This window comes from Curtobacterium sp. Curtsp57, from assembly GCF_047324335.1.
In the GTDB taxonomy this organism is placed as follows: domain Bacteria; phylum Actinomycetota; class Actinomycetes; order Actinomycetales; family Microbacteriaceae; genus Curtobacterium.
In genome coordinates this window covers 2,463,013-2,480,599 of sequence record NZ_CP168511.1, presented here as the reverse complement: position 1 = coordinate 2,480,599, position 17,587 = coordinate 2,463,013, and the positions used below count along the sequence as shown (strand labels likewise).

Below are 17,587 nucleotides of genomic sequence, written 5' to 3'. Positions count from 1 at the left end.
TTCTCGGTCGTCGACCCCTGCATGGTAGTAGGTGGCACCTGGGGGGCTCTGTGCATGGTAGTGTTTTCGGGCTGGCGCGAGTGGCGGAATTGGTAGACGCGCACGGTTCAGGTCCGTGTGCTGGAAACGGCGTGGGGGTTCAAGTCCCCCCTCGCGCACCAGTGCTTGTGAGAGCAAGCAAGAGAAGGCCCCCGATCGAGAGATCGGGGGCCTTCGTCGTTCCGTGACCTCGGTTGCCCGGTGCGGCAGGACCCGGACGGGAGGCGCGTGGCGGGCCCGAGCCGGGCCTCCCGTCCGCCTCCCGGTCACGGTCCGCAGCCGCACGGGCCTACCGTGACCGGCATGAGCAGCAACCAACGCGTCGTGGTCATCGGCGGCAGTGGACACATCGGCACGTTCCTGGTCCCACGGCTCGTCCGTGCCGGACACCGGGTCGTGAACATCAGCCGCGGGCAGCGCCGTGCGTACGCCGACGCGCCCGAGTGGCAACTCGTCCAGCAGGTCACGGCCGACCGCGAGCAGGAGGACCGCGACGGCACCTTCCCGGACCGCGTCGCCGCGCTGCAGCCCGACGTGGTGATCGACCTGGTCTGCTTCACGCTGGAGTCCGCGACCGCCCTGGTCGAGCGACTCCGCGGCACGGGAGCGCACCTGGTCCACTGCGGCTCCGTGTGGCGCGCCGGTCCGAGCGAGGTGCTGCCGATCACCGAGGACGCGATGACCCCGCCGTTCGGCACCTACGGCATCGAGAAGGACCGCATCGCCCGGATGCTCAAGCAGGAGACCGCCCATGGGGGTCTCGTCACGACGAGCCTGCACCCCGGGCACATCAGCGGCCCTGGGTGGGCGCCGATCGGCCCGCTCGGGAACCTCGATGCGTCGGTGTGGCGCACGTTGGCTGGTGGGGAGGTCCTCGAGGTGCCCGGGATCGGTGCGGAGACGATGCACCACGTGCACGCCGACGACGTCGCGCAGGCGTTCGAGTTCGCCGTCGAGCACCGGGACGCCGCCGCAGGCGAGGACTTCTCCGTCGTCGCACCGGACGCCCTGAACGTCCGTGGGTACGCGGCGCTCGCCGCGTCGTGGTTCGGCCAGGAGGCACGGCTCGAGTCCGTCAGCTGGGACCGGTTCCGCGAGACCACCGACCAGGACGCGGCCGGCGCGAGCTGGGACCACCTGTCCCGGAGCCAGGTGTTCAGCATCGAGAAGGCGCGCCGGCTGCTCGGGTACGACCCGCAGCACACGGCGGGGGAGACCGTCGAGGAGGCCGTCCGGTGGCTGATCGACCACGGCGAGCTCGAGCTCGCGCCCTGAGCGCGCGCGGGGTGCGCACGCCGACGACAGATGCGCGGTCTGGCGACTGCGCAGTTGTCGTCGCCACGCGCAATCCCGGCGCCGGCGCGGACGGGAGGCGCGTGGCGGACCGGCACCGAGCCTCCAGTCCTGCCGGTGGGTGCCTTCAGGACGTGAGCTGCTCCGGTGACAGGCCGACGGCTCCGGCGATGGTGGCGACCACCAGGTCCTCGCGTTCCGCGCGGGACCGGTAGTCGACGAGTGCGTAACCGTTCGTGGCGTCGACGAGTGCGAAGAGGAGGAGCGCGACGCGCTCCGCGTCGTCGGTGTGCATCGATCCGTCCGCGACGCCGTCGGCGACGACCGACCGGGCGAGGGACTGCCAGTCGTCCATCACGGAGCGGGTGGCGTCGGCGAGGGAGGGGTTGGTCCGTCCGATGCTCCACGCGTCCGCCCACAGTGCCGCGACGTCGTCGCGCACGGGGTCGTTGATCGACGCGAGCAGGACCGCGAGCCGTGCGACCGGGTCTGGCCGCTCTTCGACGATCGCGGCGACCTCGGTGACCTCGGCCGATGCGATCGCGCGGAACGTGTCGGCGACGAGGGACTCCATCGACGGGCGGTAGTGCGCGACGAGCGAGGGCGCGACACCGATCGACGCGGCGACCGACCGCAGCGTGACCCCGGCGAGGCCGTCCGCGCGTGCGACGGTGACGGCTGCGTGGTCGATCTGGGACAGACGGTCCGCGGCGCTCAGTCGACGGCGGGGCTGGGCGGTCACACCGTCAGCCTAGGCAGAGGACCGTGCTTCACGCGGCTGGCAGGGCGACGAACGCGGCCCAGACGTCGGCGCGGGTCGCGAAGAGCCCGAGGTCCCGATCGAGGAGCCGCGCGGCGTGCTCGATCCGGGCGCGGGCGGTGTGCCGGTGGACACCGAGGACCTGCGCGGCGCGGTCGTACTCGCAGTTCTGCTCGAGCCAGGTGCGGAGCGTCCGGGTGAGGTCGGTGCCGGCCGCGGCGTCGTGCTCCGTCACCGGGGCGAGGAACGCCCTCGCGATGTCCGCGGCGTCCGTGTGCGCGAGGTGGGCGAGGACACCGTCGCGGGCCAGGTCGCCGAACTCGACGATGCCGGGGCGGCCCTCGCGGCTGCGGTCGAGTGCCTGGACGGCCTCGGCGCGGGCGCGCCCGAAGTACCCGTACCCGGCACCGTCGGACAGCCCGGCGTGCAGACCGTACTGCGTGGTGAGGCGTTCGACGGGGCGGGGGTCCTCGGCGCTCACGCAGAGGAACAGCGCGTCGTCGACGGCGAAGAACAGCTGTCCGGGGGACTCCTGCACCCAGAGCTCGAGGAGGTCCACGACGGAGTCCGTCTGGTGGTCGGGCACGTCGATCGCGGCGACGCGGATCGGCTCGGTCGGCAGTGGTCCCCAGAGCTCGCGTGACGTGGTCTCGACGACCTCGGGGTCTCCGAACGACAGCATCGTCAGGAGTCCGGTGCGGAGCAGCCCGCGGGCACGAGCCAGCTCGCGGTTCTGCTGGAGCGCGAGCCCGGCGAGGGCGATGACGGCGGTGACGACCTCGCGGCCGGCCTGGTCGAGCGAGCCGGTCGCGATGGCCAGCACGCCGTCGAGATGCCCTCCCGACCCGAGCGTCTGCAGGGTGAAACCTCCTGTGGCGGTACTCATCGGCAGGCTCGCACGCTGCCCGCCCCGGAGGAGCCGAGCCCCCTCGGCCTCGAGCTGTTCGCGCTCGTCGGACGGGATGCCGTCCGCCGGGAACTCGCGGTCGATCCGCCCGGACACGTCGAGCAGCCCCACCCAGCAGTCGAGTTGCCGGGAGAGTTCGGCGAGGGTGGCGCCGAGTCCGTCCGGGCGCAGGGCGGCGAGGGAGATGGCGCGCTGTGCCGCGAGGGCCCATGCGCTCCTGGCGTTCGCGTCGCGGGCGATCGTCTCCGCGTTGGCCTGCACCACGGCGATGAACGAGGTCTCGTATGGGACCTCGAAGAGCGGCAGCCCGTGGGCGCGGCACGCCTCGACGAGGGCGTCCGGCGTGCCGGCCCTGACGACCTCCGTCCCGAAACCGAGCGCGACGACCCCGCGGTCGGTGAGTCGTCGGACGTACGTGTCCGCCGCCTCGGTCGAGACCTCGGCGTCGGAGTCGAACTGGGTGCCGGTGGTCAGCAGCGCCTGCCCGGTCCCGAGGAACGGGGTCGGGTCGGGGAGGTCGGAGCTGTGCAGCCACGTGATCGCGACGTCGGGGTCGGCGTCGGTCAGCATGCGGAGCCGCAGGTCGCGACGGTCGAGCAGGGATCGCAGGGTGGCCGGCATGTCATCAGTATCCACGGTGGCGATCTCGCCGTGCGCCCCTGTACGTGGTGGACAGTGAGTCGGCCGCGATGGGCTCCTACCATCGCCGCATGACCTCCACCGCTGTCCCCGCGACCACCACCGGCGGACCCGGGCTCCCGCAGGAGCGCCGCCTGGTCACCGCGATCCCCGGCCCGCGCTCCCAGGAGCTCCTCGCACGCAAGGCGGCCGCCGTGCCGTCCGGAGTCGGTGTCGCGGTGCCGATCGCGGTCGTCGCGGCCGGTGGCGGCGTGGTGGTCGACGCCGACGGCAACTCCCTGGTCGACCTCGGGTCCGGGATCGCCGTGACGAGTGTCGGGAACGCGCACCCCGGCGTCGCCGCAGCGGTCGCGGCGCAGGCGGTCGCCTTCACGCACACGTGCTTCACCATCGCGGCCTACGACGGGTACGTGGAGGTCGCCGAGGCGCTCAACCGCCTGACGCCCGGTCACCACGAGAAGCGGACGGCCCTGTTCAACTCCGGCGCCGAGGCCGTCGAGAACGCCGTGAAGATCGCGCGCAAGCACACCGGCAAGCAGGCGATCGTGGTGTTCGACCACGCGTACCACGGGCGCACGAACCTCACGATGGCGCTCACCGCGAAGAACCAGCCCTACAAGAGCGGCTTCGGTCCCTTCGCCCCCGAGGTCTACCGGGTGCCGATGTCCTACCCGTTCCACGACGGGCTCTCGGGCGCCGAGGCCGCAGCACGTGCGATCAGCCAGATCGAGAAGCAGGTCGGCGTCGAGAACACCGCCGCCGTGCTCATCGAGCCGATCCAGGGCGAGGGCGGGTTCGTCGTCCCCGCGTCGGGCTTCCTGCCGGCGATCGCCGAATGGGCGCGCACGAACGACGTCGTGTTCATCGCCGACGAGGTGCAGACCGGCTTCGCCCGCACCGGCGCGATGTTCGCCAGCGAGCACGAGGGCGTCGTCCCCGACATCGTGACCACGGCGAAGGGCATCGCCGGCGGCCTCCCGCTGTCCGCCGTGACCGGCCGGGCGGAGATCATGGACTCGCCGCACGCCGGCGGCATCGGCGGCACCTACGGCGGCAACCCGATCGCCTGTGCGGCAGCGCTCGCCGCCATCGACGCCTTCGAGCACGACGGCTTGATCGAACGCGCCCAGCAGATCGAGACGGTCCTCCTCGGCGCACTCCGCACGGCGCAGGAGCGGGATCCCCGCATCGGCGACGTCCGCGGGCGCGGTGCGATGATCGCGATGGAGCTCGTCGACCCGGACACGGGTGCTCCGGACCCCGGGTTGACCGGGCGTATCGTCCGGTATGCGTACGAACACGGCGTGATCGCGCTGACGGCCGGCACGTACGGGAACGTCGTGCGCTTCCTCCCGCCGCTCGCCATCGACGACGCACTGCTCGTCGAAGGCATCGGCATCGTCCTCGAAGGGCTGGCAACGGCATGACCCACGACCTCCTCTCCCGCATCCCCACCGGACTGTTCATCGACGGCACGTGGCAGGACGCATCAGACGGCAGCACCTTCGCGGTGCACGACCCGGCAACGGGGGACGTCCTGGTCGAGGTGTCGAGTGCCACCGCGGCCGACGGGCTCCGCGCGCTCGACGCCGCCGACCGGGCCCGTGCCGACTGGGCGGCGACGCCGCCCCGGCAGCGTGCAGAGCTCCTCCGAGCCGCGTTCGACCTGCTCCAGGAGCGCCGCGACGACTTCGCGCTGCTGATGACCCTGGAGATGGGCAAGCCCCTCGCCGAGGCGAACGGCGAGGTCACCTACGGCGGCGAGTTCCTCCGGTGGTTCGCCGAGGAAGCGGTCCGCATCGGCGGCTCGTACGGCACGAACCCCGAGGGCTCCGGCCGGACGATCGTGTCCCACAAGCCCGTCGGTCCCGCGTACCTGATCACCCCGTGGAACTTCCCCCTCGCGATGGCGACCAGGAAGATCGCCCCGGCGCTGGCCGCCGGTTGCACCGTCGTCGTGAAGCCGGCGGAGCTCACGCCGCTGACGACGCTGCTGTTCGTGGACCTGCTCCGCGAGGTCGGCGTGCCGGACGGCGTCGTGAACGTCGTCCCGACCAGCGACGCGAAGGCGGTGTCCGCCCCGATCCTCGATGACCGCCGCCTCCGGAAGCTGTCCTTCACGGGATCGACCCCCGTCGGCCGGAGCCTGCTCGCGCAGGCGTCCGAGAACGTCCTCCGCACCTCGATGGAGCTCGGCGGCAACGCCCCGTTCCTGGTGTTCGCGGACGCCGACCTCGACGAGGCCGTGGCCGGCGCGCTCGCCGCGAAGTTCCGGAACACCGGGCAGGCGTGCACCGCGGCGAACCGGTTCCTGGTGCACGAGGACGTCGCAGCGGAGTTCGCCGACCGGCTCACCGCCCGCGTCGAGGCGATGCGGGTCGGCCCCGGCACCGAGGACGGCGTCGCGATCGGGCCGCTCATCGACGACCGTGCCGTCGCGAAGGCCGACCGGCTCGTCACCGACGCGGTCGAGCGCGGTGCGGTCGTCCGCACCGGCGGTCACCCGATCGACGGCCCGGGGACGTTCTACGCGCCCACCGTCCTCACCGACGTGCAGCCGGGCAGCGCCATCCTGACCGACGAGATCTTCGGCCCGGTCCTGGCGATCGCGACGTTCGCCACCGACGACGAGGCGATCACCCGTGCGAACGACACCGAGTACGGTCTCGTGGCGTACGCCTTCACCGAGGACCCGGCACGCGGACAGCGTCTGATGGAGCGGCTCGAGACCGGGATGCTCGGCCTCAACACCGGCGTCGTGTCGAACGCCTCGGCACCGTTCGGGGGCGTGAAGCAGTCCGGCATGGGCCGCGAGGGCGGGGCGGAGGGCATCTCCGAGTACCTCGAGACGATGTACACGCTGACGCCCGACCCGTTCCGGAAGCGCAGCACGACCACGACAGGAGACGCACGATGATCGAGCGAGACGTCGTCATCATCGGCGCCGGCGTGACCGGCCTGACCGCGGCGACCCGGCTCCGCGCCGAGGGCAGGTCCGTCGCCGTCCTCGAGGCCCGTGACCGGGTCGGCGGCCGTACGTGGACCAACGACATCGAGGGCGTCACCCTCGAGATCGGCGGACAGTGGGTGTCGCCGGACCAGACCGCCCTGCTCGAGACCCTCGACGAGCTCGGCCTCGCGACGTACGACCGGTACCGGGAGGGGCAGAGCGTCTACATCGACGCGGACGGCACCCGCACCGAGTACACCGGCGACATCTTCCCGCTTCCGGTGGCCACGGCGAACGAGATCGAACGCCTGGTGTCCGTCGTCGACGAGTACGTCGCGCACGTCGATCCGGCCCGACCATGGGAGTCGCCCGACGCGAAGCGCCTCGACGAGACGTCCTTCCGCGACTGGCTGCACGGCCTCAGTGACGACCGCGTCGCGACCGACAACGTCGAGCTGTTCATCGCCGGTGCGATGCTCACCAAGCCCGCACACGCCTTCTCCGCGCTGCAGGCGCTCCTGATGGCCGCGTCCGCCGGGAGCTTCACGAACCTGGTCGACGCCGACTTCATCCTCGACAAGCGCGTCGTCGGCGGGATGCAGCAGGTCTCCCTCCGGCTCGCCGAGCAGCTCGGCGACGACGTGCACCTGGACGCCCCGGTCCGCACGCTGCGGTGGACCGACGACGGCGTCGTCGCGATCGCCGACGGTGGCATCGAGGTACACGCGCGCCAGGCACTCGTCGCCGTCCCGCCGCCCCTCTACACGCGGATCTCGTACGACCCGCCGCTGCCCCGACGGCAGCACCAGCTCCACCAGCACCTGTCGATGGGCTTCGTCATCAAGGTGCACGCCGTCTACGACCGGCCGTTCTGGCGGGAGGCCGGGCTCTCCGGCACGGCGTTCAGCCCGTACGAGCTCGTGCACGAGGCGTACGACAACACCTCGTACGGCAAGGAGCAGGGGACGCTCGTGGGCTTCGTGTCCGACGAGCACGCCGACGCGGTGTTCGCGCTCGAGCCTGCGGAGCGCAAGGCACGGGTCCTGGAGTCCCTGGTCCACTACTACGGACCGCAGGCCGCCGACCCGGTCGTCTACTACGAGAGCGACTGGGGCACCGAGGAGTGGACGCGCGGTGCGTACGCGGCGAGCTTCGACCTCGGTGGTCTCGCACGCTACGGCGCCGACCAGCGCACAGCGGTCGGGCCGATCCGCTTCGCCTCCAGCGACCTGGCCGGTGCCGGCTACCAGCACGTCGACGGCGCGGTCCGGATCGGCCGCGAGGTCGCTGCGGAGATCGCAGCGGCCCTGCCCCAGCCGGCCACGGTCCGGTAGTCACCATGGTGCAAACGGGAGGCTCGGTGCCGGCTGGCACCGAGCCTCCCGTCCGACAGCGGGTCAGGACCGCCGCATCTCCATCGTCGGACCGAGCGCGCCGGTGAACTCGGCGCCGACTTCCCGGAAGCCGGCCTTCTCGTACCCGCGCCGCGCGCGGGCGTTGCCGGTGTGCACGTACAGCCGCAGCGGTCCGTCTGCCCAGCCGCCGATCGCGTCGAAGAGGGCAGCGAGCACCGCCCCGCCCCGCGCTTCGGGTGCCACGAAGACGCCGACGACCGAGCTGCCGTCCCTCGGGACCGCGCGGCCCTCGTAGTCCGGATCGCCGACACGCTCGAGGAGCCCGGTCGCAGACCCGATCCACGTTCCGGACTCGTCCTCGGCGATGAACTGCCGCGCCGTGGCTGCGTCGCCGGCGTCGTCCGACCCACCGGCTGCGCGATCCTGCCAGAACGTGTCGGGCAGCGATGCCGTGTGCTCGGCGGAGTCGACGAACGCCAGCGCGGCAACGGGGTCGTGCACGGCGCGCAGGCGGAGATCGCGGACGCGTTCCCACTCATCGGCGTGGATCGGACGGACGGTGAACCGCTGCATCACCGCAGTCTTGCAGAGCGGCTCAGAGCACGCTGGCGGCGGCCGATCGTGCCGCTGCTGCCCACGGTCGGGTCGGATCGGCCTGCGCGCTCGCCATCGCGCCGTCGTAGAGCACGCACAACTGCAGCGCCGTGCCGTTCGGATCGTCGGCGCCGGCTTCGGTCAGGAGCGACTCGAACAGCTCGCGGACCCAGTTCCGGTGCTCGAGCGTGACCTGGTGCGTTGGGTGTCCCGCGCCGTACTCGGCCTCGACGTTGATGAACGGGCAGCCTCGGTAGCCGGGCTCCTCGAACCACTCGCCGAGCAGGTCGAACACCGCGAGCACGCGGTCGCGGGGCGTGTCGCCACGGTCCGGGAGGGTGGCCGCGACGTGCGCCTGCCACGCGTTGCTCCGACCACGGAGGTAGCCCACGACGAGGTCGTCCTTCGTCCGGAAGTGCGTGTACAGGCTCGCCTTGGAGATGTCGGCCTCTGCCGCCACCTGGTCGACGCCGACCGCGTGGATGCCCTGCTCGTAGAACAGGCGATCGGCGGTGGCCACGGCACGTTCGTACGCGGGGCGGCGGCGGGTTCGCGGAGCGGTCTCGGGCATGGTTTGACTTTACCGTACAGATCGGTACAGTTACCGGCACCAAACCGAACCGATCTGTTCAGACAGGACATCCACCATGACCAAGACCGCCCTCATCACCGGCGCCACCAGCGGCATCGGCCGCGCGACCGCCGAACTCCTCGCTGCCCGTGGACTGCACGTCGTCGTCTCCGGCCGCAATGCCCAACGTGGGGACGAGGTCGTCCGGACCATCCGTGCGGCCGGGGGGTCCGCCGACTTCGTGGCGGCCGACCTCCGCGACGAGGCGAGCGCGAGGGAGCTCGGTGCTCGCGCCCTCGAACTCGGAGGTGGGGCGGTGGACGTCCTGGTGAACAGCGCCGGGATCTTCCCGTTCGGCCCCACTGCGTCGACGACCACCGAGGGCTTCGACGACGTCTTCGACGTGAACGTCAAGGCGCCGTACTTCCTCGTCGCGGCGCTCGCCCCGGGGATGGCCGAGCGTGGAAGCGGTGCGATCGTCAACGTCACGACGATGGTCGCCGAGTTCGGCGCTGCCGGGATGGGGCTGTACGGCTCGAGCAAGGCGGCGCTCGTCCTGCTGACGAAGTCGTGGGCGGCCGAGTTCGGTCCAGCCGGGGTCCGCGTCAACGCCGTGAGCCCCGGCCCGACCCGCACCGAGGGGACCGCCGCGATGGGGGAGAGCCTCGATGCACTCGCTGCCGCCGGACCCGCCGGCCGTCCGGGAACGGCGGACGAGATCGCCGAGGCCATCGTGTTCCTCGCCACCGACGGGGCGTCGTTCGTGCACGGCGCGGTGCTGCCGGTCGACGGCGGTCGGATCGCGGTCTGAACGCACTCCTGTGCGGCTGCGGTCCGGGCCGCGCGTACGGTCCGGTCCATGAGTGACACGACCCCCCACGGAACCGGCCAGCCCTCCGACGAAACCAGGCAGTACACCGAGGACCTCCCCGACGGCTCGCGCACCGGCGACGCCACGGAGGACCCGGAGCAGGACAGCGACGTCGACTCGGGCGGCGAGCCGGCGGACCCGCAGTAGGACGGACGGGAGGCACGGTGCCAGACGGCACCGTGCCTCCCGTCCGTCAGTCCTGACGCAGGATGCGCTCGCCGGTCTCCGGATCCCAACCGATGGTCTCCGGCTGCCGCGTCACGGCGCGCGGTGCACGATCCCCGCGCGGGAACCACGGGCGCGCCGCCGGGAGGAACAGGAGCACCGTTGCGACGATGGTCAGCGCGATCAGCGCGAGGGGGAGCGGCGCGAGCGCGAACCCGAGCGCGGCTCGGGCCGCCGCCACGATGACGAGCACGACGCGGGCGCGACGCGACCCTGCTGCGGTCCGGAACACCGCCCAGGCGATCGCGGCGTACAGGAGCACCGCCACGACCTCGGCCGGGAGCAGTGCGCCCCCGTGGGCCGAACCCGGCCCGACCGCCGCGGTGACCGCCCGCACGACGATGAGCGCGACGGCCACGGCGACGATGAGCAGCCAGAGCGCGACGGCGACGGTGACGATCGTCGGACGGCGGTGTGGACGTGCGTCGTTCATCGATGTCTCCCCTGCCGCCGGTGTGGCGGACCAGGGCGATCCTAGGGTCAATTCCGCCTCGGGCGGCCCCCACAAGTGGTGGAGCAGCCGTCTCCGACAAGAACCGATTCGGCGTGACTTGCTGCATTGAAGTGTAGTATTTCAACAAGGTCGCATCACTGGTCGCGGCGATCGATTCGTGATCACTTGATGCAGGCCGCAGTGAGCGCAGCCACGAAACGGGACTTCATGAGGATGATCGACGTCATAGTCATCGCGGTCGCCGCGATGCTGCTGGGAGCGGGCCTGGCACTCATGGTGTGGTCCACGTCGGTCGCGGAGGGAACCGCGCTCTGGAACCGAACCATGTCCGCGGGCAGCGCTCTGTCCATCGCCTCGGCGATGGTCGGCGCTGTCGGAACGGTCTTCATCAGGAGGAACCGCACCCGGCGGTGAACGCCGGGGGCGACGGACGGGAGGCACGGTGCCAGCTGGCACCGTGCCTCCCGTCCGGTGTGGGGCCGGGTCCGCAGGTGCCGTCAGCCGATGCGGATCAGCTTCTTGTTCACGAACTCGTCGGCCCCCAGGGGGCCGAGTTCGCGGCCGAAGCCGCTGGCCTTGACGCCGCCGAACGGCAGCTCGGGGCTGTCCGCGCCGACGATGTTCACGTAGACCATCCCCGCCTCGATGCGGTCGGCGACGCGGAGGGCCTGGTCGGCATCGGTCGTGAACAGGTACGAGCCGAGACCGTACGGGGTGTCGTTCGCGAGCCGGATCGCGTCGTCCTCGTCGGTGACCCGGTAGACGGCCGCGACGGGGCCGAAGAACTCCTCGCGGTACGCGTCGTTGTCCGGCGTGATGCCGGTGAGCACGGTCGGGGTGAACGCGTTGCCGGAGCGCTCGCCGCCGGTGACGACGGTCGCGCCCTGCTCCTTCGCCGCGTCGAGCTGCTGCTCGAGCCGATCGGCGGCCGCCGGGGACGACAGCGGCCCGAGTTCCGCGCCGGGGGTCGTCGGGTCGGTCGGTGCCACGGCGGACATCGCGTCCGTGAACTTCGCCAAGAAGTCGTCGTACAGGTGGTCGGCGACGAGGAATCGCTTCGCGGCGTTGCAGACCTGCCCGTTGCCTTCGAGCCGGGTGGCGACGGCGGACTCCACGACGGCGTCGAGGTCGTCGGTGGACAGCAGGATGAACGGGTCGGAGCCGCCCAGCTCGAGGACGACCTTCGTCAGGTTCCGGCCGGCGATCTCGGCGACGGCGGCTCCCGCGCGGGCCGAGCCGGTGAGGGAGACACCCTGCACGCGGGGGTCGGCGATGACGTCGGCTGCCTGGTCGTTCGTCGCGAAGACGTTCGTGTACGCCCCCTCTGGGAACCCGGCATCGTGGAAGATCCGCTCCACCGCGAGGGCCGACTCGGGGCACTGCGGGGCGTGCTTCAGCAGGACGGTGTTGCCGATGAGCAGGTTCGGACCGGCGAACCGGGCGATCTGGTACGCGGGGAAGTTCCACGGCATGATGCCGAGGAGCACCCCGACGGAGTCCTTGCGGATGAAGGCACTGCCCTCGGACCCCGGTGCGAGGGTGATCGGCTCGTCCGCCAGGAAGTCTTCCGCGTTGTCGGCGTAGTAGTCGTAGATGTCGGCGCAGAAGTCGACCTCGCCGATCGCCTGGTCGATGGGCTTCGCCATCTCGCGGACGATCGTGGCGGCCAGTTCGTCGCGGCGCTCCCGGTAGAGGTCGGCGACCCGGTGCATGACCGCGGCGCGCTCGGCGACGGTGCTGGTGCGCTCGCGGTGGGCGCGGTCCGCGGTGTCGATCGCGGCGCGGAGCTCCTCGTCGGTGATCGTCGGGTAGGTGGCGAGCACCTCGCCGCTCGTCGGGTCGGTGACGGCGTAGTCGGTCATCGTTTCCTCTCAGGCCTGTTCGTCGGTCAGCTGCTTGTTGACGCCGGTCACCGGCTGGTTCTCGTCGAAGCCCTTCGGCTGGATGCGGAATCCCTTCGTGATGACGAGGAGGTACACGAAGCCGATGGCGGCCCAGACGCAGCCGGCGATGAGCGCGTCGGCGTGCAGCTGTGACCAGAGAACACCGGTGAGGAGCATCGCGACCCCGGGGAGCACGATGTACGCGAACCGGTCGCGGGCGGTGTGGCGGCGACCCTGGCGGACGGCGAAGTGCACGATGACGGTCGCGTTGACGAACGTGAACGCGATGAGGGCGCCGAAGTTGATGTACGACGAGATCGTGTCGAGCGAGAACGTCATCGCCAGCAGGGTCACCGCGCCCACGATGACCACGTTCGGGATGGGCGTCCGCGTGCGGGGGCTGACGTAGCCGAACACGCGCTTCGGGAGGACGTTGTTCCGACCCATCACGAGGAGCATGCGGGCGACGCTGGCGTGCGACGCCAGTCCGGACGCGAGTGCCGCGACGAACCCCGCCGCGACCAGGACCGCCTGGAACACGGGGCCGCCGACGATCAGCCCGATCTGCGGGAGCGGGTCGTCCGTGAACTCGCCGAACGGGGCGTTCGTCGGGAAGCGCAGCTGCGCGAAGTACGCCGACACCAGGAAGATCACGCCGCCGATGAGCACCGTCATCAGGATGGCCTTCGGCATGATCCTGATCGACTTCGCCTCTTCGGTGTACATCGTGACCGCGTCGAACCCGATGAACGAGAAGCAGACGACGGTGGCGCCGGTGAGGAGCGCCGACATCGTCACGCCGTCGTGCACGAACGGCTCGGTGCTCGCGATGGTGCCGGCCCCCGCACCGTGCACGAGCTCGATCACCGTGAAGACCACGAACGCGATCATCGCCAGGATCGCGCCGATGAGCAGGACCATGTTGAGGTTCGACGTGCCGCGCATCGACAGGCAGATGACCGTGGTGACGAACACCGTGTAGACGACGACCGTCACCCACGCGGGCAGCGCCGGGAAGACCTGCTCGAGGTAGAGCCGGATGATCAGCGCGTTCACCATCGGGAGCAGCAGGTAGTCGAGCAGGGACGCCCAGCCGACCATGAAGCCCGCGTTGGGGTGGATCGACTCGCGCACGTACGTGTAGGCGGATCCGGCTGCCGGGTAGACGCGGACCATCTTCCCGTAGCTCACGGCGGTCAGGAGCATGATCACGAGGGCGATCAGGTAGGCGCTGGGAACGGCACCGTTGGTCTCTCCGGAGACGATCCCGAAGGTGTCGAAGACGACGGTCGGGGTCATGTAGCCGAGGCCGAGGCCGACGATCGCCCAGAGCCCGAGGCTCCGCTTCAGGGAACCGCCGCGCGCCGGTGTTGCCGGGGCGGTGACCGCGATGGGTGATGCCATGGGCGTTCCTCCTGAGCGTTCGGTTCGGTGCACAGTACCGACGCCATGGGGTCCGCCGGACCCGCCGTGACGTACACCGGCACCCCGCTGGCTGTACTCCGGGGCGATTGCAGACCAGCACCCCCGTGGATGCCGTGAACCAGCCGCCGGGGAGCGTCGAGAACCCTCAGGAGTGGTGATCGCCCGGACGGCGGACTTCCCGGCGGTGCTCCTTACGATCGGCCTTCCCATGCAACGGACATCTCGCTCTCAGACCGTCACCGTGGTGGTCGTCGTCCTGGCGGTGTTGACCGCGGTGAACCTCGGCGTGTCTGCGACGTGGTGGACCAGGGCTGCCGCGGGTTCCCCGACGACGTCCAGTGCCGCTGCTCCGCCGACCTCGGCCACGACCGCGATCCCGACCGCGATCCCGAGTGCGATCTCGAGCGCGGTCCCGACCGCCGAGCCTCCCGCCGACGGGATCCCGGCAGCCGAGGCGCCGGGGCAGACGGCCGCCCCGGCCACCGAGGACCTCGCGACGACCTGGACGCCCCCGGCCGGCATGCCGACGACCGGGCGGCTCCTCCGCGTCGCGATCCCGGCCACCCGGTCGCACTTCACGGCGCGCGACGCGCTGCTCTGGCTGCCGCCGGCCGCGCTCACGGCCGATCCGCCGCACCTGCCCGTCGTGGTCCTCATGTCCGGCCAGTCGAGGGGTGCAGGACCCGAGGACCTGCAGACCGGCGGGCACATCGAGGCGACGATGGACGCGCTCGCCACCCTGCACCGAGGCCTCGCGCCCATCGTGGTGGTGCCGGACCAGCTCGGCCCGGAGTCGGCCAATCCGATGTGCGTGGACGGTCCGCTCGGCAACAGCGCCACCTACCTCGAGGACGACGTGCCCGCGTGGATCACCTCGCACCTCAAGGTCCAGTCGGGGGCCGCCGCGTGGACCGTCGGCGGGTTCTCGCAGGGCGGGACGTGCGCCATCCAGATCGGTGCGGGAGATCCGGAACGGTTCGGGAACATCATCGACGTGTCGGGCGAGGACGGACCGAGTCTCGGATCCGTCCAGAAGACCATCGCGGAGGGGTTCTCCGGCAACGCGGCGGCCTACCGACGAGCGCAGCCCGCGGCGATCCTCGCGGCGCACGGGCCGTACCGGAACACGGACGCGTTCTTCGCCGCCGGCGGCGACGACCACGCCTACGGCCAGGTGACGCCCGTCCAGGCGCAGCGGGCGCGGGCCGCCGGGATGCACGTCACCACGTGGATCCTCCCCGGCGGCAGGCACAGCTGGAGCACCGCGGGGCCGGCGATCGCCGCCGGGCTCGCGTGGCTGGCACCACGGCTCGGCGTCGCACCGAGCTGAGCCCGGCGACTCAGGCGGGCTGTTGCTGCGTGATGCAGTGCAGGCCGCCGCCGCGGGCGAAGACCTCGCGTGCGTCGACCGTGCGGATCTCACGGCCCGGGTAGACGTCGGCGAGGATGCCCCGTGCGCGGGCGTCTGCTGCGTCCTCGCCGAACCCGCACGCGATCACGGCGCCGTTCACCACGACGTGGTTGACGTAGTTCCAGTCCACCGGGCCGCCGTCGTCCGTCAGGGTCGCCGGTGCCGGGATCTCGACGATCGTGGCATCGGTGGCCTGTTCGATCGCGCGGCGGATCTGCGGCATCACGAGGTGGTCGGGGTGGTCGGGGTCCGGTTGCGCGTGGAGCAGGACGACGTCGGTCGCTGCTCCCGCGAACGTGGCGACCATGTCGACGTGTCCACGGGTCCCGAGGCCGTCGTAGTCCCGGGTCAGTCCCCGCGGGAGCCAGACCACGTCGGTCGCACCGATCGTCCGGGCGAGTTCCTCCTCGACGCGGGCGTGGTCGGCGTACGGGTTCCGCCGCGGGTCGAGCTGCACCGTCTCGGTCACGAGCACTCTGCCCCGGCCGTCGACGTGGATCGCGCCACCCTCGTTGACCAGCAGCGACGGGATCCGTCGGACGCCGGCGGCCCGTGCGACGGTCGCGGCGATCTCGGCGTCGCGGGTCCACGTGGACCACGAGTTCGCGCCCCAGCCGTTGAACACCCAGTCGACGGCGCCCCGTTCGCCGGTCTCGTCGTCGACGACGAAGGTCGGACCGATGTCGCGCATCCAGAAGTCGTCGAGCGGCGCCTCGAGCACGTCCACCGAACGGGACAGCAGGCGGTCGGCGTCGGGTCGTGCGACCGGGTCGACCACCACGGTGACGGGCTGGTACTCGCTGATGGTGTTCGCGGTCGTCGCCCACGCGGTGCGCGCGGCCTCTGCGCTCGCCGGATCGTCGCCGAGGGTGTTGCCCGGTCGGGGGAACGCCATCCACGTGCGCTCCTGCGGAGCCGTCTCCGCCGGCATCCGCCAGGTCACGAGCGTGCTCCCGTCGGTCGTGCGGCCGTCTGCCGCGGTGACGGTCGGTCCGGGATGGAGGCTCGGATCGCCTCCGTCGCGCCGTGGTCGTCCCGAACGGGGTCGACCGGGGCCACCAGGGAGTCGTACAGGTCGGGTCGCCTGGTCAGCGCGAAGGGGAACAGGCGGAGCCACTCGGTGCGGGCATCGAGGTCGAGGTCCGCCACGAGCGCGACACTCGCGTCACGAGGCGCCTCGACGAGCACGCGACCGAACGGGTCGGAGATGAAGGACGATCCGTAGAAGGTGATGTCGCCCTCGTCGCCCCACCGGTTCGGGACGACCATGAACTGCCCGGCGGTGATGCCGTTCGCCACGATGACGTGCCGCCAGATCGGCGCCGTGTCGAACGCGGGGAAGGTCGGCTCGGAGCCGATGGCGGTCGGGTACACCAGGACCTCGGAGCCCGCGAGGTCGTAGGAGCGGGCGACCTCGGGGAACCACTCGTCCCAGCACGTCGGGAGTCCGACCCGTGCCCCGAGTCCGTCCGGCTCGTAGACGGGGAAGGCGTCGTCGTCGCGACCCGGGCGGAAGTAGGTGTCCTCGTAGTACCCGGCGCTGATCGGGATGTGCGTCTTCCTGGTGCGTCCGACGAGCGAACCGTCCGGTGCCACGAGGACCGCCGTGTTGTACCCGCGCGGGTCGGCCGGGTCGTCTTCCTCGGCCGGCCGCTCGTACAGCGACGCGTGCACGAGGATCCCGTGCTCGCGGGCCTGTTCCCGCGCGAAGGTGATCGTCGGGCCGTCGTCGATCGACTCGGCGAGGTCCTTCGGGACGCCGCTCGCCGGGGTGCCGCCGGGGTACCGCAGCAGTGTCAGCTCGGGCAGGAACACGGCCTGCGCACCGTTCGCGGCCGCGGCGGCGATGCCCTCGGCGAGCTGGGCTCGGTGCGCTGCCGGGTCCTCGAGCCACCGGATCTGCACGAGGGCGACGCGGGTGGTCCGACGGGGATCCGTGTTCGCGTCGCGCAGCGGCGACTCGAGGTTCTCTGCGGTGACGACGTCCATGGCGCCATTGTTGACCACATGATCAACGAGCGCAATGGTCACGGAACGGTCACGACGAGAATCCGGTCCAAACCGTTTCCGGTGGGGTGCCGAATCCCATGCACAGACCGGGAAACACCCGGAGCGCTCACCAGCCGCAGATAGCTGGTTCTCCACTCCTTGTCGGAGTGTGTTCGGCGCGCTTTCAGTACGCCGCGCCGAGCGCGACACAGCAAAGGAAT

General features: G+C 71.3%; 17 protein-coding genes and 1 tRNA gene. 9 read left to right on the top strand and 9 right to left on the bottom strand.

The features are described from left to right. Positions 1-74: 74 nt before the first annotated feature. Positions 75-161, top strand: a tRNA-Leu gene (locus ACEN9V_RS11675). A gap of 181 nt (positions 162-342) precedes the next feature. Continuing rightward, positions 343-1,314 (top strand): NAD-dependent epimerase/dehydratase family protein, encoded by a 972-nt coding sequence (locus tag ACEN9V_RS11670; RefSeq protein WP_413600457.1) that lies wholly within the window; start codon positions 343-345, stop codon positions 1,312-1,314. Between the two features lie 145 nt (positions 1,315-1,459). Here the strand turns inward: ACEN9V_RS11670 and ACEN9V_RS11665 are convergent, their stop codons facing one another. Then, entirely contained in the window at positions 1,460-2,074 is a 615-nt protein-coding gene (locus tag ACEN9V_RS11665) for a TetR/AcrR family transcriptional regulator (protein ID WP_413600456.1), read from the bottom strand. A 28-nt stretch (positions 2,075-2,102) separates the two neighbouring features. After that, positions 2,103-3,620 carry a PucR family transcriptional regulator gene (locus ACEN9V_RS11660; RefSeq protein ID WP_413600455.1) on the bottom strand — a complete coding sequence of 506 codons (1,518 nt, stop codon included), beginning with the start codon at positions 3,618-3,620 and terminating at the stop codon, positions 2,103-2,105. An 89-nt stretch (positions 3,621-3,709) separates the two neighbouring features. On the opposite strand from ACEN9V_RS11660, the gene gabT reads away from it, so the two are divergent. The 3 genes from gabT to ACEN9V_RS11645 are packed head-to-tail and all read left to right on the top strand — an operon-like array spanning position 3,710 to position 7,922. After that, positions 3,710-5,065 carry a 4-aminobutyrate--2-oxoglutarate transaminase gene (gene gabT, locus ACEN9V_RS11655; RefSeq protein WP_413600454.1) on the top strand — a complete coding sequence of 452 codons (1,356 nt, stop codon included), beginning with the start codon at positions 3,710-3,712 and terminating at the stop codon, positions 5,063-5,065. Then, the gene (locus ACEN9V_RS11650; RefSeq protein WP_413600453.1) at positions 5,062-6,555 is read left to right on the top strand and encodes an NAD-dependent succinate-semialdehyde dehydrogenase; all 1,494 of its coding nucleotides are present in this window, start codon (positions 5,062-5,064) and stop codon (positions 6,553-6,555) included. Before gabT ends, ACEN9V_RS11650 begins: the two co-directional genes overlap by 4 nt. After that, positions 6,552-7,922 (top strand): flavin monoamine oxidase family protein, encoded by a 1,371-nt coding sequence (locus tag ACEN9V_RS11645; protein ID WP_413600452.1) that lies wholly within the window; start codon positions 6,552-6,554, stop codon positions 7,920-7,922. The genes ACEN9V_RS11650 and ACEN9V_RS11645 overlap by 4 nt, the downstream gene beginning before the upstream one ends. A gap of 63 nt (positions 7,923-7,985) precedes the next feature. On the opposite strand, the gene ACEN9V_RS11640 is transcribed toward ACEN9V_RS11645, so the two are convergent. Continuing rightward, on the bottom strand, positions 7,986-8,516 hold the full coding sequence (locus ACEN9V_RS11640) for a GNAT family N-acetyltransferase (RefSeq protein ID WP_413600451.1): 531 nt from the start codon (positions 8,514-8,516) through the stop codon (positions 7,986-7,988). Between the two features lie 22 nt (positions 8,517-8,538). After that, the gene (locus ACEN9V_RS11635) at positions 8,539-9,108 is read right to left on the bottom strand and encodes a TetR/AcrR family transcriptional regulator (protein WP_413600450.1); all 570 of its coding nucleotides are present in this window, start codon (positions 9,106-9,108) and stop codon (positions 8,539-8,541) included. Positions 9,109-9,184: 76 nt separating this feature from the next. Here ACEN9V_RS11635 and ACEN9V_RS11630 point away from each other — a divergent pair, with 76 nt between their 5' ends. Both ACEN9V_RS11630 and ACEN9V_RS11625 read left to right on the top strand, forming a co-directional pair. After that, positions 9,185-9,919 (top strand): SDR family NAD(P)-dependent oxidoreductase, encoded by a 735-nt coding sequence (locus ACEN9V_RS11630; RefSeq protein ID WP_413600449.1) that lies wholly within the window; start codon positions 9,185-9,187, stop codon positions 9,917-9,919. Positions 9,920-9,967: 48 nt separating this feature from the next. Beyond that, positions 9,968-10,126: a hypothetical protein gene (locus ACEN9V_RS11625; protein WP_413600448.1), complete on the top strand. Its 159-nt coding sequence runs from the start codon at positions 9,968-9,970 to the stop codon at positions 10,124-10,126. Between the two features lie 46 nt (positions 10,127-10,172). On the opposite strand, the gene ACEN9V_RS11620 is transcribed toward ACEN9V_RS11625, so the two are convergent. After that, positions 10,173-10,637 carry a hypothetical protein gene (locus ACEN9V_RS11620; protein ID WP_413600447.1) on the bottom strand — a complete coding sequence of 155 codons (465 nt, stop codon included), beginning with the start codon at positions 10,635-10,637 and terminating at the stop codon, positions 10,173-10,175. A 201-nt stretch (positions 10,638-10,838) separates the two neighbouring features. Here ACEN9V_RS11620 and ACEN9V_RS11615 point away from each other — a divergent pair, with 201 nt between their 5' ends. Next, positions 10,839-11,072: a hypothetical protein gene (locus ACEN9V_RS11615; protein WP_413600446.1), complete on the top strand. Its 234-nt coding sequence runs from the start codon at positions 10,839-10,841 to the stop codon at positions 11,070-11,072. An 83-nt stretch (positions 11,073-11,155) separates the two neighbouring features. On the opposite strand, the gene ACEN9V_RS11610 is transcribed toward ACEN9V_RS11615, so the two are convergent. Together ACEN9V_RS11610 and ACEN9V_RS11605 are read right to left on the bottom strand one after the other, a co-directional pair. Beyond that, on the bottom strand, positions 11,156-12,520 hold the full coding sequence (locus ACEN9V_RS11610) for an NAD-dependent succinate-semialdehyde dehydrogenase (RefSeq protein WP_413600445.1): 1,365 nt from the start codon (positions 12,518-12,520) through the stop codon (positions 11,156-11,158). A gap of 9 nt (positions 12,521-12,529) precedes the next feature. Continuing rightward, the gene (locus ACEN9V_RS11605; RefSeq protein WP_413600444.1) at positions 12,530-13,945 is read right to left on the bottom strand and encodes an APC family permease; all 1,416 of its coding nucleotides are present in this window, start codon (positions 13,943-13,945) and stop codon (positions 12,530-12,532) included. Positions 13,946-14,174: 229 nt separating this feature from the next. Between ACEN9V_RS11605 and ACEN9V_RS11600 the strand changes: the two genes are divergently transcribed. After that, positions 14,175-15,296 (top strand): alpha/beta hydrolase, encoded by a 1,122-nt coding sequence (locus ACEN9V_RS11600; RefSeq protein WP_413600443.1) that lies wholly within the window; start codon positions 14,175-14,177, stop codon positions 15,294-15,296. A gap of 10 nt (positions 15,297-15,306) precedes the next feature. Here the strand turns inward: ACEN9V_RS11600 and ACEN9V_RS11595 are convergent, their stop codons facing one another. Together ACEN9V_RS11595 and ACEN9V_RS11590 are read right to left on the bottom strand one after the other, a co-directional pair. Then, positions 15,307-16,320, bottom strand: a complete 1,014-nt coding sequence (locus tag ACEN9V_RS11595) for an agmatine deiminase family protein (protein WP_413600442.1) — start codon at positions 16,318-16,320, stop codon at positions 15,307-15,309. Next, positions 16,317-17,366: a nitrilase-related carbon-nitrogen hydrolase gene (locus tag ACEN9V_RS11590; RefSeq protein WP_413600441.1), complete on the bottom strand. Its 1,050-nt coding sequence runs from the start codon at positions 17,364-17,366 to the stop codon at positions 16,317-16,319. The genes ACEN9V_RS11595 and ACEN9V_RS11590 overlap by 4 nt, the downstream gene beginning before the upstream one ends. Positions 17,367-17,587 lie beyond the last annotated feature (221 nt).